The sequence below is a fragment of the Amycolatopsis sp. 505 genome (assembly GCF_031625235.1).
Lineage (GTDB): Bacteria > Actinomycetota > Actinomycetes > Mycobacteriales > Pseudonocardiaceae > Amycolatopsis.
Window position 1 is genome coordinate 1,162,096 of the sequence record NZ_JACKQP010000001.1, and the last position, 13,571, is coordinate 1,175,666.

13 protein-coding genes and 1 pseudogene are annotated in these 13,571 nt (G+C 70.4%); 2 read left to right on the plus strand and 12 right to left on the minus strand.

Going from position 1 to position 13,571, the window contains the following annotated elements; translation table 11 throughout:
• The first annotated feature begins 10 nt into the window (after positions 1 to 10).
• A complete protein-coding gene (locus H5965_RS05650; protein WP_310968223.1) occupies positions 11 to 1,177 on the plus strand; it encodes a cytochrome P450 in 1,167 nt (388 codons plus the stop codon).
• Positions 1,178 to 1,289: 112 nt separating this feature from the next.
• Here the strand turns inward: H5965_RS05650 and mca are convergent.
• Together mca and H5965_RS05660 are read right to left on the minus strand one after the other, a co-directional pair.
• Positions 1,290 to 2,131, minus strand: a pseudogene (gene mca, locus H5965_RS05655) (mycothiol conjugate amidase Mca).
• Complete coding sequence (locus tag H5965_RS05660) at positions 2,128 to 3,480, minus strand: DHA2 family efflux MFS transporter permease subunit (protein WP_310968224.1); 1,353 nt, start codon at positions 3,478 to 3,480, stop codon at positions 2,128 to 2,130. The pseudogene mca and the gene H5965_RS05660 overlap by 4 nt, the downstream one beginning before the upstream one ends.
• 95 nt (positions 3,481 to 3,575) lie before the next feature.
• Here H5965_RS05660 and H5965_RS05665 point away from each other — a divergent pair, with 95 nt between their 5' ends.
• A complete protein-coding gene (locus tag H5965_RS05665) occupies positions 3,576 to 4,166 on the plus strand; it encodes a TetR/AcrR family transcriptional regulator (RefSeq protein ID WP_310968225.1) in 591 nt (196 codons plus the stop codon).
• Here the strand turns inward: H5965_RS05665 and H5965_RS05670 are convergent.
• The 10 genes from H5965_RS05670 to H5965_RS05715 form a co-directional block, all read right to left on the minus strand.
• Positions 4,163 to 5,200, minus strand: coding sequence for a DUF4328 domain-containing protein (locus H5965_RS05670; protein WP_310968226.1), 1,038 nt, complete (start codon positions 5,198 to 5,200; stop codon positions 4,163 to 4,165). The genes H5965_RS05665 and H5965_RS05670 overlap by 4 nt on opposite strands.
• Before the next feature lie 2 nt (positions 5,201 to 5,202).
• Positions 5,203 to 5,562 carry a rhodanese-like domain-containing protein gene (locus tag H5965_RS05675; protein WP_310968227.1) on the minus strand — a complete coding sequence of 120 codons (360 nt, stop codon included), beginning with the start codon at positions 5,560 to 5,562 and terminating at the stop codon, positions 5,203 to 5,205.
• A 132-nt stretch (positions 5,563 to 5,694) separates the two neighbouring features.
• A complete protein-coding gene (locus H5965_RS05680) occupies positions 5,695 to 7,485 on the minus strand; it encodes a cation acetate symporter (protein WP_310968228.1) in 1,791 nt (596 codons plus the stop codon).
• Between the two features lie 31 nt (positions 7,486 to 7,516).
• Complete coding sequence (locus tag H5965_RS05685; protein WP_310968229.1) at positions 7,517 to 8,050, minus strand: hypothetical protein; 534 nt, start codon at positions 8,048 to 8,050, stop codon at positions 7,517 to 7,519.
• Positions 8,051 to 8,065: 15 nt separating this feature from the next.
• Positions 8,066 to 8,899: a LytTR family DNA-binding domain-containing protein gene (locus H5965_RS05690; protein WP_310968230.1), complete on the minus strand. Its 834-nt coding sequence runs from the start codon at positions 8,897 to 8,899 to the stop codon at positions 8,066 to 8,068.
• A gap of 81 nt (positions 8,900 to 8,980) precedes the next feature.
• On the minus strand, positions 8,981 to 10,369 hold the full coding sequence (locus H5965_RS05695) for a carbohydrate-binding protein (protein WP_310968231.1): 1,389 nt from the start codon (positions 10,367 to 10,369) through the stop codon (positions 8,981 to 8,983).
• A 156-nt stretch (positions 10,370 to 10,525) separates the two neighbouring features.
• The gene (locus H5965_RS05700) at positions 10,526 to 10,822 is read right to left on the minus strand and encodes a hypothetical protein (RefSeq protein WP_310968232.1); all 297 of its coding nucleotides are present in this window, start codon (positions 10,820 to 10,822) and stop codon (positions 10,526 to 10,528) included.
• A gap of 60 nt (positions 10,823 to 10,882) precedes the next feature.
• Positions 10,883 to 11,344, minus strand: a complete 462-nt coding sequence (locus H5965_RS05705) for a hypothetical protein (protein WP_310968233.1) — start codon at positions 11,342 to 11,344, stop codon at positions 10,883 to 10,885.
• Between the two features lie 43 nt (positions 11,345 to 11,387).
• Positions 11,388 to 12,233 (minus strand): S49 family peptidase, encoded by an 846-nt coding sequence (locus tag H5965_RS05710; protein ID WP_310968234.1) that lies wholly within the window; start codon positions 12,231 to 12,233, stop codon positions 11,388 to 11,390.
• 19 nt (positions 12,234 to 12,252) lie between these two features.
• The gene (locus H5965_RS05715) at positions 12,253 to 13,569 is read right to left on the minus strand and encodes a histidine kinase (protein ID WP_310968235.1); all 1,317 of its coding nucleotides are present in this window, start codon (positions 13,567 to 13,569) and stop codon (positions 12,253 to 12,255) included.
• Positions 13,570 to 13,571 lie beyond the last annotated feature (2 nt).

The following is a 13,571-nucleotide window of genomic DNA, read 5'->3' on the forward strand; positions in this document are numbered from 1 at the left end:
GTCTCGCGACGTGTTCGACCCCCGCGATCCCGCGTTCCTCGAAGACCCGTACCCGGCGTTCGCTTCGCTGCGAGCGCAGGGCGAAGTCCATTTCCACGAAGGGCTCGGCCTCGCCATCGCGGTGTCGCACGCCGCGTCGTCGGCCGTGCTGCGCCACCGCGGCCTGGGCCGGATCTGGCAGGACGCCCAGCCGCTCGAGCGGTTCGCCTCGTTCAACCTGCTGCACCGCAACTCGCTCCTGGAGAACGAGCCGCCGGCCCACACGCGGCTCCGGCGCCTGATCGCGGGCGCGTTCGGCCGCGGCCACGTGCAACGGCTGCGCCCGATGGTCGCCGAGCTCGCCGCCCGCATGGTCGACGACCTGGCCGCCGCCATCGCCGCCGACGGCAGTGCCGACCTGCTGGAGCACCTCGCCCAGCCACTGCCGGTCGCGGTGATCGCCGAGCTGCTGGGCGTCCCCGGCACCGACGGGCCGAGGATGGTCCAGCTGTCCAACGCCATCGTGAAGATGTACGAGTACGACCTCCCCGAGGAGGGACGCGACGCGGCCGAGCGTGCGGCGGCCGAGTTCGTCTCGTACGTCCGTTCGGTGGCTTCGGCCCGCGCGGACGCTTTGGGCGACGACATCATCAGCGACCTGTTGCGCAGCGAGCTGACGCCCGACGAGCTGGTGGCCACCGCGGTCCTGCTGCTGATGGCCGGCCACGAGGCGACGGTCAACGTGCTCGGCAACGGCATCACGGCCCTGCTCACCCACCGGGACCAGTGGGAGCGCCTGCTGGCCTCACCTGCCCTTCTGGATTCGTGCGTCGAGGAGCTGATCCGGTTCGACGCGCCCCTGCAGCTGTTCGAGCGGACGGCGACCGAGGACGTGTCGATCGGCGGGTATGTCGTGTCCCGCGGCGAGAAGATCGGCGCGCTGCTGGGTGCTGCGGCCCGCGACCCGGAGGTGTTCGACGAGCCGGACCGCCTGGACATCGGCCGGACGCCGAACGCCCACCTCGGGTTCGGCCTCGGGATCCACTACTGCGTGGGTGCTCCTCTCGCTCGGGTGGAGATCGCCGCTGCGCTGAGTGCGCTGACGGAGAAGTTGCCGGGGTTGCGGTTGGTCGGGACGCCGCCGCGGCGGCCGGAGTTCGTGATTCGGGGGTTGCGGGAGCTCCGGGTTACCGCTTGATGGGGGTGGCTGGTCCGGGTGGCGCGTGGTCCGGGGCGGATCTCGCGTGATTGGGGAGGCATCACGCGTGATTGGAGGGTCATCACGCGTGATTGGGGGGACGACACGGGGTTCATGGGGTTACTCCGGTGAAGAGGTCGGTTTCGAGGGGGATGGTGGGGGCCGGGTGGGCGAGGTGGTAGTCCTCGTGGGGCCAGGCCTGGCGTTCGATTTCTCGTGAGTGGGCGAAAAACGGGTGGGCTGGGTCCACTTGGGTTTCGTGGGCGAGGAGGGCTCGGTCTCGGGTGGCGAAGTGGGCCTCGCAGCGGATTTTGGTGGTGACCGGGAATTTGTCGGGTGGGAGCTCGCTGAGGACCTCGGACATGGACGACTCGAGGCCGGCGGCGAGGGTGGCGTCGTGGATGGCCTGGAACCAGGCGCGGCTCAGGGTTGCTTGGTAGTACAGCTTTTGGGGGCGCCACGGTGCGCCGGTGCCGGGATAGCGGGTGGGGTCGGCGGCTGCGGTGAAGGCCTCGACCGTCACCTCGTGGGTGCGGATGTGGTCGGGGTGGGGTAGCCGCCCGTTTCGTCGTAGGTGATCACCACGTGGGGGCGGAACTCGCGGATCAACGCCACCAGTGGTGTCGCTGCTTCGGATAGGGGGAGGGCCGCGAAACAGTCGTCGGGCAGTGGCTCGCCGGGGCCGGGTAGGCCGGAGTCGATCAGGCCGAGGAAGCGGTGGCGGACGCCCAGGATTTCGGCGGCCGCAGCCATCTCGCGGCGGCGGATCGCCGGGAGGTTTGCCCAGGTCTCGGCCTTGTCGAGGGCTGGGTTCAGGACGTCGCCGCGTTCGCCGCCGGTGCAGGTGGCGACCAGGACGTCGACGCCTTCGGCTGCGTAGCGGGCCAGGGTGGCTGCGCCCTTGCTGGACTCGTCGTCGGGGTGGGCGTGGACGCTCAGGAGGCGGAAGGTCATCGGGGGGTCCTTTGGGGGAAGAAGAGGGCGGGGATCAAGGTCAGGGCCGTGAGCGCGAGTGCCCACGTGAAGGTGGTGGCGTAGGCCGACTGGGGTGGGACGGGGGTGGCTGTCAGTTCGTGGTGGAGGATTGCGGCCAGGAGGGCCGTGCCCAGGGAGCCGCCGATGCGGTTGATCACGTTGAAGGCGCTCGCCGCCCGGGGGATTTGGGACCGCTGCAGGGAGCCGTACAGCGTTGTCATGCCCGGGGCCGTTGCCGCACCCAGGCCGGCTCCGCGGATCAGCAGGGACACCATCAGCAGGGTGTTGTCCGGGGCCGCGGTGAGGCGGGTGAACGCCAGCGTTCCCAGGAGGGACAGGGCGATTCCGGCCAGCATCATGCGGCGGGGGCCGAAGCGGGCCAGTAACCGGCCACCGGCCAGCATCACCGCTGCCGAACCGAGGGCTTGGGGTGCCAAGAGCAGGCCCGCCCGTAGTGCGCTCGCGTGCTCGACCTGCTCGAAGTACAGCGGAAGCAGCAGCATCGAGCTGTACAGCGACGCTCCCAGCAGGAACGTGCTTGCGCTCGCCACCGCGAACCCCCGGTTTCGGAACAACGCCAGGTCCAGCACCGGTGACGGCGCTCGGGATGCGTGGATGCCGTACGCCAGCAGCAGGGCGGCCCCGGCCATCCAAGCCACCGCCACTCCCTCGGCCAAGCCGTAGACGAACGCTCCGAGCCCGGGTGAGAGCAACGCGATGCCGCGGATGTCCAACGGGGCGTGCGGGCCGTCCGGGGCCGGTGCCGGGAGGAGGCGGCGGGCGAAGAGGAACGTGGCCGCGCCCAGCGGGACGATCGCGAAGAACATCCAGCGCCAGCCGAAGTCCGCCACCAAGGCGCCGCCGAGCATCGGGCCCAGGACCGGGGCCACCGTTGCCGGGAGGGTGATCACGCCGATCATCCGGCCCAGGGCCGGACCCGCCGCCTGGGCGAACACCGCCTGCCCGACCGGCTGCATCAGCCCGCCGCCCAGGCCGTGGACCACCCGGAAGGCCACCAGCGCCGGCGCGGACCAGGCGAAGCCGCACAGCAGTGTGCCCGCGGTGAAGATCGCGACCGCCGTCAGCCAGACCGCGCGGCCGCCGAAACGGTCGGTCAGCCAGCCGGACAGCGGGATGGCCATCGAGGCCGCGAGCAGGTACGCGCTCGCCACCCACTGCACCGTGGTCAGCGGGCTGTCCAGGTCACGGGCGATCGAGCCGATCCCGACCGTCACGATCGTCGCGTCGAGGATCGACAGCACCGCGCCCATGATCAGGACGCCGCCCAGCCGCCACAGCGCCGCATCGGGCCGTACCGCCGTTGTCATGCTCACCCCCGGTTGATTGGGTCGGACCTCAGATTAGGTCGGACCTACTCAGTGGGTCAAGCACAAACTTGGGTTCGACCCAGTAGAGTGAAGCCATGAGTGAGGGACTCCGCGACCGGAAGAAGCACGAGACCAGGAAGACCATCTCGGATGTGGCCACGCGCCTGTTCATCCGCAACGGCTTCGAGGACGTGACGATCGCGGACATCGCCGCCGAGGCGCGGGTCGCCAAGATGACCGTCACGAACCACTTCCCGCGCAAGGAAGACCTGGTCTTCGACATCCGCGCCGACTTCGTGTCCTGGCCCGCCGCCCTGATCCGCGACAGCGTCTTCCACGACACGCGCGAGCTCTACTTCGAAGCGCTGGGTGCCGAACACGCGCTGGTCGGCTTCTCCGGCCCCGGCTTCGTGCGGATGATCAAAGACAGCCCGATCTTGACGAACGCGCTGCACGAGATGCACCGCGAGCGCGAGACGGCGCTCGCCGACCTGCTCGTCCGGCGGCACCCCGAGGAAGACCTTGAGCCGACGCTCGCCGCGGCGCACCTCGCCACCGTCCTGCGCGTGCTCTTCCAGGAGGTCTTCGACCGGACCCTCGAGAACGAAAAGGCGATCGTCGGCGAGCTCTGGCCGATCGCGGAACAGGCCTTCGACCGGCTGGAACCGGCCTACGGCCGCTACTAACGAGCGGCGCCGGCCGGCCGCGAAGACCGCAGCTCCGGCTCGGGCGCACCCCGCACCTTCAGCACGCGCAGCTCGCGCACGGCCAGGGCCTCCGACGGCGCCAGCAGCGCGGAGAACCGCCGCACCACCAAGGCCGTCATCACCGCCAGCGCGGCCGCCGAAAGGTCGGTCAGCGCGACCAGGACGACGCTGTCGGCCATCGACTGCACGTCGTCGCGGAAGCGCCAGGCGATCGACACGCCGAGCAGGATCCAGTTCAGCAGCCAGACGCCCCACCAGCCGAGCACCTGGCGCGACGGCTTCGGCCGGGCGTCCCGCGAGCGGCCCAGCACCGCGTGTTCCAGCTCGCCGACGACCGACAGCGCCAGCGGCAGGTTCGCCACCGGGACGAGGACGCCGACCAGCACCTGCCACACCGGCCGCGGCGGGGCGTCACCCGACACGTCCGCCGCCGCCTGGCGGGCGACCAGCAGCCACCAGAGCGACAGCCCGGCGGGCAGCAGCGCGAGGATCGAGGCGAGCAGGCCGGCGGTGAGCACGAAGCCGTCGGAGAAGGCCACCACCGAGCGGGACAGCGCGGATTCGCGGCCCTGGACGAGCAGCACGTACCGCCAGATTTCCGCACTCGCGGCGGCCAGCGCGAGCACCGCGAACGCGAACAGGACGACGACCAGGCTGCGGCTGAGCACCGGCACCCGGTCGATCGGGCGGATCTCGTCGGAGGCCGTGCCGGGGACCGTCGTCGGGCGCCGCCAGACCAGGTTCGGGAACCCCCAGCGCGGCGGGACCGGGTACGACGGCGGGCCGAGGTACGGCTCGGGCGCGACGACGCGGCGGCGCGGCCACGCACCGGGCGGCGGGGTCGCCACCCAGCGCAGCTTCGGCCGGTGCGCCGGACGGCGGTGGTAGGGGTACGGCTCCGGCTGGGCGGCCAGCGTCCGGCCCTGCAGCTGCTGGGCGGACGGCGGCGGCACCTGACGCGGCCAGTACCCGGGCGGGTACGGCTGCCCGGCGGGAGGCTGCCCCGGGTGCAAGGCTAGATCACTTCGGGTTCGATGCCGGGGTGCTCGCCGACCATCGGACGGCCTTCGCGCTGCCACGCGCCCATGCCGCCGGCGACGTTCACCGCGTCCCAGCCGCTCTGGTTCAGCCAGGCCGCCGCCCGCGCGGACCGGCCGCCGCTGCGGCAGATCACGTGGATCGGCTGGTCATCGGGCAGATCGGCCAGTTCACCGACGCGGGCGGGCAGCTCCCCCATCGGGATGTGCACCGCGCCGGGCGCGTGCCCGGCGGCCCACTCGTCGTCTTCGCGGACGTCGAGCAGCACGAGGCCGTCTTGGGGCAGATCGCGGACCTCGGCGGTCGGCAGTTCAGCAGGGCTCACCACGATTCCCATGCTGCCATGCGCAGGCGTTGCCCGCGCGTGAGGTCACGACACCGGCCGGACCGAACCGGGCATCACGCGTGATTGAAGGGTCGACACGCGTGATCAGGAGGTCGACACGCGTGATTGGGGGGTCGACACGGGTTATTTGCGGTGCCGGCCGCGGCCGGTGACCCGGGCCTTCTCCTCGGCCTGGCCGAACCGGGCGACGGCCCGGTCCCGCATGAAGCCGAGCGGGTCCGGCGCGTGCAGCCGCAGCATGATGTCGTGGACGTGCTCCGGACGGCCGTAGCCGGTGACGCGGCTGACCAGGTAGGTCGTCACGAAGGCGACCGGGACGGTGATCAGCGCGGGCTGGTTGACGAACCAGGGCGCCCAGCCGCCGGTGTAGCCGCTCACGACGTTGACCACCAGCGCGGCCAGCACCAGGCCGCCGCCGACGAACATCCCGGCCAGCGCGCCCGGCCAGGACAGCTTGCGCCACCAGATGCCCAGCACCAGCAGCGGGCTGAAGGTCGACGCGGCGAGCGCGAACGTCAGCCCGATCGACAGCGAGATGTCCTCCGGCCGCAGCACGACCGCCAGCGCGATCGGGCACAGCGCGACCAGCGCGGCCGCCACGCGGAAGTCCCGCACCCGGCCGGGCAGCAGGTCGGTCGACACGACGCCGGCGACGCTCACCAGCAGCCCGGACGTGCTGGACAGGAACGCCGAGAAGGCGCCGGCCGCGGTGACCGCGCCGAGGATCTGGCCGCCGACGCCCGGCAGGATCGCCGAGGGCAGCTGCAGGATCGCCGCGTCCGCCTGGCCGGTCACCAGCAGTTCGGGGACGTACATCCGCGACAGCGCGCCCAGCAGCGTCGGGAACAGGTAGAACAGGCCCAGCAGCAGCAGGACGTGCACGGTCGTGCGGCGCGCGGCCTTGCCGTCGGGGTTGGTGTAGAAGCGGACCAGCACGTGCGGCAGGCCCATGGTGCCGAGGAAGGTCGCGAACATCAGCGAGTACGTCTGGAGCAGGTCGGTGAGGCTGCCGGAGCCCGGGTGCAGCCAGTCCGCGTTGTCCGCGCTCGCGTCGCTGACCACCGGGACCGGGGTGCCGGCCATGAACTTCAGCTTGGTGCCCTCGGAAACCGTGTGGGGCGCCAGCGGTGTCCAGTGCGTCGGCCCGGCGGCCGGGCCGTTGTCGGTGCGGCCGTAGGCGTAGAGGTAGGTGTCCGACGTGACGTGCAGCGTGACGTCGGTCTGCACGTCGACCGTGGTGTCGGTGACGAACACCGGCGGGGCGGGCGCGCCGAGCGGGCGGAACCCGTCCGGGCTGCCGCCGGTGAAGAACACCATGCAGAGCACGAACGCGGGCACCGAGATGGCGAACAGCTTGATCCAGTACTGCAGTGCCTGCACCACGGTGATCGCCCGCATGCCGCCGGAGATCACGTTGAACGCCACGAGGACCATCACCGCGATGGCGCCCGACCACACCGGCACCGGGAGGATCGTCGCCAGCGTCAGCCCGGCGCCCTGCAGCTGCGGGACCATGTAGAGGACGCCGATGAACACGACGAACGCCGTGGAGAACCGGCGCAGGCCCTGCGAACCGAGCCGCATTTCGACGAAGTCGGGCAGCGTGTAGGCCCCCGAGCGGCGCAGGGGCGCGGCCACGAACAGCATCAGCGCCAGGTACCCCGCTGTGAACCCGATCGGGAACCACAACGCGTCGGCGCCGTCCTTCAGCACGATTCCGGCGATGCCGAGGAACGAAGCCGCGGAGAGGTACTCGCCGGAGATCGCGGCGGCGTTGCGGCGGGACCGCACGGTGCGCCGCGCGACCAGGAAGTCGTGCGTGCTCGTCGCCGACCGCGAGGAGCGGTGACCGAGGTAGGGCGTCACCACGGCGACCAGCACGATGCCGGTCAAGGCCCACGGGTTCAACTGCACGGGAGGAATCCTCGCACGAGTCAGTGCGAAACTAGTTTTCGATCATGTCCACGAACGCGCGTTCGTTGCGTTCGGCGAGCCGGTTGTACCAGATTCCGACGCCGAACAGGAATGGGAACGGCAGCACGCCGAGAATCAGCCAGGCCACCGGGATGCCGAGCAGGCTGGCCCGCGAGAACCCGGGCACCAGGTAGAACAGCACGGGCAGCGAGCCGAAGACGCCGAGGACGAGCAGGGCGAGCAACAGCGCCGTCCGCAGCTGCACCTTCACCAGGTGGTCGCGGACGAGCAGCTTCCCCCAGCTCGTCTGCTCCTCCAGCTCGACCCGGGCGCGCAGGGTGCCGGCGCCGCGGCGCGGGTCGTTGAGGATCACCCGCTCGCGCTTGGGTTTCGCGTGGTGTTCCGGCTTCGGCGGCGGCTCGTTCGCCGGCGCCGGCGGCAGGTGTTCGACGACGGCCCGGTCGGCCGGCTGCGGCTGCGGCAGCGGCCGCGGGCCGCGCCTGCCGAGGGTCGGATCCGGTTCGCGGACGCCGTTCGCGCGGCGCTCGTAGAAGTCGTCGGTCATGGCCGGTCCTCAGGCTCAGCCGTTCCGGCCCGAACCGACCAGCCGGTCCTTCAGCGCGCGCGTGTGCCGCCGGCTCACCGGCAGCACCTTCTCCTCGTTGCCGATGACGACCTGGTAGCCGCCCTGGCCCATGCGCAGCTCGGTGATCAGCGGGAGGGCGACCAGGAACGACCGGTGGATGCGGACGAACCCGGCCTTCTCCCAGCGCTCTTCGAGCTGGGCCAGCGGGATGCGGACCAGGTGGCTGCCTTCGGTGGTGAACAGCCGCGCGTAGTCGCCCTGCGCTTCGACCCAGCGGACCGAGGAACGCGGGATGAGCTTGGTGGTGCCGGCCAGCTCGACCGGGATGACCTCGTCGTCGTTCTTGACCGGCTCGCCGCCCAGCGCACCGGGCGGGGGCGCCGCGGCGGCGGCCAGCTTGTCCAGCACGCGCGTGATCGCGCGGTCGAGGCGATCCTGCTGGTACGGCTTGAGCACGTAGTCCAGGGCGCCGAGGTCGAAGGCGTTGACCGCTTCCTCGGCGTGGCCGGTGACGAACACCAGCGCGGGCGAGGGCCGCAGCGCGGCGAACACGCGCGACATCTCCATGCCGGACAGCCCGGGCATGTCGATGTCGGCGAAGACGGCGTCGACGATCGGCAGGCCGCGGTCCTTGCGTTCGCGTAGCCTCGGGTCGTCGGTGGACAGCAACCGCAGCGCCTCGGAGGCGTCGATCGCCGGGAACACCTTCGCCACGTGCGGGCTGTTGCGCAGGCAGTGGACGAGTTCGTCAAGACCGTTCGGCTCGTCGTCCACGGCCAGGACCACGAGCTTCCGGGTGTCATCGTGAGCACTCACAGTGAAACGCATCCTGCCCATTGCCGAGTGCAATGTCCAGCCCCCGTCCGCCTGAAGTGAGAGGGCCCGCGGCCGGGCCGCGGGCCCTTCCTCTCAATGCACGAAGGTGAACCAGTTCAGGTTCACGAAATCCGCGGGCTGGCCGCTGCTGAACGTCACGTAGACGTTGTGCACACCGGTCACCGCGCTGATGTTCGCCGGGACGGTCCGCCAGCTCTGCCAGCCGCCGGTGTTCCCCACCGCGAAGCTGCCGATGGGCGCGTTGGACCGGCTGTCGAGGCGCACCTCGACGAGCCCGCTGACGCCCGACGCCGCGCCGGACGCGACGCGGGCCTGGAAGTTCGTCGCCGCGCTGCTGCCGAAGTCGACGTTCGGGTAGAGGACCCAGTCGCCGTTGGCCACCGCGCCGATGTTCTGCCCGCCGCCGGTGTCCGTGGTGGTCTCGGTGATCACGCCGGACTGCTGGCCGAACGACTCGGCTTGGATGGTGCTGTACGCGCTGCTCCCGCCGCTGGGCGGAGTCGTCGTGGTCGGCGGGGTCGTCGTGCCGCCCCCGCCGCCGCGGGTGGTCACCGTGACGTAGTCGACGACCATCGGGCGGCCGGGCACGATCCCCGGCCCCGGCGTGGTCGTGCCGGAGTTGTTGTTCGGGAACGCGCCGCCGATCGCGACGTTCAGCAGCACGAAGTAGCCCTGGTGGGTGGTCATGTTCGCCCACGTCGTCGCGTCGAGCTGGTTCTGGCTCACGGAGTGGAACTGCTGCCCGTCGACGGACCAGCGCAGGACCTGCGGGCTGCTGCTCGCGTCCCATTCGAAGCGGTAGGTGTGGAAGGCCGACTGGCAGCTGCTGCCGGGGCAGGCCCGGTTGTTCGGCAGGCCGGTGGTCTCGTTGCACGGGCCGCCCGGGTTGACGCCGCAGTGCAGGACGCCCCAGACGGAGTTGATCCCGTTGACGTTCTCCATGATGTCGAACTCGCCGATGGCGGGCCAGTTCCAGTAGTTGCCGCGGTACGGGCCGCCGAGCGCCCAGAAGGCGGGCCAGTAGCCGAGCGCGGCCGCGCCGGTGACGTTCGGCATCTGGATCCGGCTTTCGATCCGCATGACGCCGCCGGCCGGCGGCTTGAAGTCGGTGCGCTGGGTTTCGATGCGGGCCGACGTCCAGTTGCCCGAGCCGTCGCGCAACGGCGTGATGCGGAGGTTGCCGGCGCCGTCCTGGGAGAGGTTGCCGGTGCTGGCCGTGTAGTTCTGGATCTCGCCGGTGCCCCAGTTGCCGGGGCCGCCCGGGTAGCCGTGGCCGGTGTCGATGATCCAGTTCGCGCTGCTGGGGAGGGTTCCGGAGCCGCCGGTGAAGTCGTCGGCGAAGACGGTGGTCCAGCCCGACTCGGGCGGTGGGATGGACGCCGCGGCGGGGAGGGTGAGGGGGACGGTGATGAGTGCGGCGCCGAGCACCGCGCCGAGAGCGAGTCTGCGGGAGTGGGGCATCGGGTACGACCTCCTTGTCGACCGGATTTGTTGCCGTTCACAACAAAGCCCGTCGACAAGGAGACCTGACGACTTGCGGTGGTTCCAGAGGCGTTTCTGAGGTTAGGTGATCTGGGTCACAAAGTCTGCCCGGAAATACCCGAATCGGACATCGGGCTAGTCGGTCTCCTTGGGGTGCCCAGTGCTCGCCAGAACCACCCAGACGATCCGCTTAACAGGGTCGGGGCAGTACCAGATCCGGCCGCCGGCCGTGACTTCGTACTGCCATTGGTCGAGCACTCGGCCGCCGACCTCGCGGGTGGCGAAAGCGCCTTTCAGCTTGTGCTGACGTGCCGGGTTCTCCGGCGCCACAGGCCGCTCGGTCAGCACGATCCACGCTTCCCAGGTGTTGGCTTTCGCACCCTGACAAAGAGCCTCCCAGCCCTTTGCCGCTTCGGAGGTCGCGAAGCGCACTTCCCAGCCACCGGGACGCGCCGGAGGCGCGACACGATCGCCACGTTTGGCCGGCATCGATCAGGCGTCCACAGGTCCCGGCACCGGACCGAAGTCTTCGTCGATCGGGCCGATGAGCTTGCCACTGAGTCTCGGGTCGGCGTGAATAGCTGCAGTGCTGCGCCATTCGGTGATCGTCTGCGCCAGAACCGACCACTGCCCCAGCTCCGCGGAAGCCTGGAAGGAGCGCGCGAAGTCCCGGACGAACTGAGCCTGCTCAGCCTCCGGCAGGACGTCCAGCCACGGAAACTCATCGAGGAGCGCGCTCGCCGCGACGTCATGCGGCAGATGAGCCAGCACGTTGCGCAGCGCCCGCGCCGCCACGATGGAACCTTCCGAAGCCGAACTCGCCCTATCTTCCCTCGTCAGCAACAGGGCAGCGCCGTCGCGGCGACGAACCCGGACGTCGCCCTCGTCAGCAAGGGCAGCGACGCTCTTGGGGTCGCGCTGCAACTCGCTCCATTGCACCTCGGTGGTGACCATGCGCCAATTCTGAACTTTTTCAGAAGTCTTGGCAAGTCGCCCCTCAGAGGCCGAAGCGGGACCAGGCGGCCTTCTGGGTCACCGCGTCCATGACCGCCGACGCGGCCGCCGGTGCGCCGATGCCCAGGCGGGCGAGAAGGGGTTTCTTCGGCTCGGCCACCGAAATCTCGGCGTCCGGGTAACGCTCGGTGATCACTTGGCGGAGGCTGCCGAGGCCGTCGGCCAGGCCCAGCTCGACCGCCTTCGCGCCGAGCCAGACGTCGCCGGTGAACAGGTCCTCCGCGTCCGTCAGGCGGTCGCCGCGGCGTTCCTTGACCCAGTTCACGAACAGCTCGTGGAGCTGGGTGTGCATCTTCTTCAGCCACTCGACGTCTTCGGGCTTCTCCGGCGAGAACGGGTCGAGCCGCGACTTGTTCGCGCCCGCCGTGTGCAGCCGACGCTCGATCCCGAAGCGCTCCAGCAGCCCCGTGAAGCCGAAGCCGCCGCTGATCACGCCGATCGAGCCGACCATCGACGTGCGGTGGGCGTAGATCTCGTCGGCCGCGCAAGCCAGCCAGTAACCGCCCGACGCCGCGACGTCCTCGCAGAACGCCAGGACCGGCACGTTCTTCTCGTCGGCCAGCTGGCGGATCCGCTCCGCGACCAGGCCCGACTGCGTCGGCGCGCCACCCGGGGAGTTGATCAGCAGCGCGACCGCCTTCAGCCGCTCGTGGCCGAACGCCCTGGTCAGGGCCGATTCGACGGCGGCGAGGTTGATCGCGCCCCTGGCCAGCGGGGACGGCGACGGCGTGATCACGCCGTGCAGCTTCACCACGGCCACGACGTCCTTGCGCTCGACCCGGTCGGCGAGCACCGGGATGCGCGAAGCCAATTTGTCCGTAACGCTCATGCAGCCAGGCTAACCTTGTTCAGCCCATGGGGAGGATGCCCGACCGCGTGCCGTTGACACCGTTCACCTCGGCGCCGTTGAGCTGGGCGGGGCCACCCTGGGCCGGGACGTCGGCCTCGGCGTCCGAGCTGTAGTCCGGCATGTTCGGGCGGACGCCCGGGACGAACTTCGGCACCCGGAGCGTCACCTTCATGCCGGCGCCGGGCGCGGTCTCGACCATCACCGCGTAGTCGCTGCCGAAGACCTGCTGCATGCGCTGGTTGATGTTGCCGAGCCCGACGTGCGCGCCGGTGCGGTGGGCGCTCTTGAGGTCGTTGAGCCGCCGCGGGTCCATGCCGATGCCGTCGTCCTCGACGCTGATCAGCGCCTCGGTGCCGTAGTCCTGCGCGATCACCGTGACGCAGCCGCCGCTGGGCTTGCTGGCCAGCCCGTGCTTGACCGCGTTCTCCACCAGCGGCTGGATGATCAGGAACGGCACGACGACGCTGAGCACCTCGGGCGCGATCTTCATCCGGACCTCGAGCCGGCCGCCGAAGCGGGCGTTCTCGATGGTCAGGTAGCGGTCGATGTTGCGCAGCTCCTCGGCGAGCGAGGTGAACATGCCCGACGTCCGGAACGAGTAACGCGTGAAGTCGGCGAAGTCCTGAAGCAGCTCCCGCGCCTCTTCGGGGTCCGTGCGGATCAGCGCGGAGATCGTGTTCAGCGCGTTGTAGACGAAGTGCGGCGAAATCTGCGCCCGCAGCGCCTTGATCTCGGCCTGCTGGAGCTGGTGCTTGGACTCGTCGAGCCGGGCCAGCTCGAACTGGGTGCAGACGAACTGGGCGACGGCGTCGGCCATCTGCACCAGCCGGCCGCGGGTCCGGCCGACGACGATCAGCGCCGCCTCCGTCTCGCCCTCCACCAGCAGCGGCACGATGACCGCGGTCTTCATCCGGCAGGTGCCGCGGTGGTTGCACGGCATCCGGTCGTGCGCGACGACCTCGCGGCGGTGCTTGCGGATGGCCGCCCCGATCGCCTCGACCAGGTCGACGTAGTGCTCGTTCGCCTCGCCGTCCCAGGACAGCAGCGTGCCTTCGCTGTCGGTGATGCCGACGGCGACGCAGTCGAGCATCTGCAGCAGCTGGGTGGTGATCTTGTCGGCGGCGTCCTCGTCGAGGCCGGAGCGCAGGTTCGGCGCCGCCTTCGACATCCGGTGCACCGCCTGCAGCATGGCGTCCTCGACCTCGCTGCCCGGTTTGCGCAGTTTCACGACCAGGACGATCACCGTGACGCCGAGCAGCGCCACAAGACCCCACGGGACGATCTGCGCAAGCGGGAACCCGGACACGGCGTCCATGC

Bases quoted from the DNA above. Each gene is read 5' to 3' on its own strand.
- H5965_RS05690 (WP_310968230.1), bottom strand. From the start codon at position 8,899: ATGCGTTTCACTGTGAGTGCTCACGATGACACCCGGAAGCTCGTGGTC.
- H5965_RS05665 (WP_310968225.1), top strand. From the start codon at position 3,576: ATGAGTGAGGGACTCCGCGACCGGAAGAAGCACGAGACCAGGAAGACC.
- H5965_RS05675 (WP_310968227.1), bottom strand. From the start codon at position 5,562: ATGGGAATCGTGGTGAGCCCTGCTGAACTGCCGACCGCCGAGGTCCGC.
- H5965_RS05715 (WP_310968235.1), bottom strand. From the start codon at position 13,569: ATGGACGCCGTGTCCGGGTTCCCGCTTGCGCAGATCGTCCCGTGGGGT.
- H5965_RS05710 (WP_310968234.1), bottom strand. From the start codon at position 12,233: ATGAGCGTTACGGACAAATTGGCTTCGCGCATCCCGGTGCTCGCCGAC.
- H5965_RS05660 (WP_310968224.1), bottom strand. From the start codon at position 3,480: ATGACAACGGCGGTACGGCCCGATGCGGCGCTGTGGCGGCTGGGCGGC.
- H5965_RS05685 (WP_310968229.1), bottom strand. From the start codon at position 8,050: ATGACCGACGACTTCTACGAGCGCCGCGCGAACGGCGTCCGCGAACCG.
- H5965_RS05705 (WP_310968233.1), bottom strand. From the start codon at position 11,344: ATGGTCACCACCGAGGTGCAATGGAGCGAGTTGCAGCGCGACCCCAAG.
- H5965_RS05695 (WP_310968231.1), bottom strand. From the start codon at position 10,369: ATGCCCCACTCCCGCAGACTCGCTCTCGGCGCGGTGCTCGGCGCCGCA.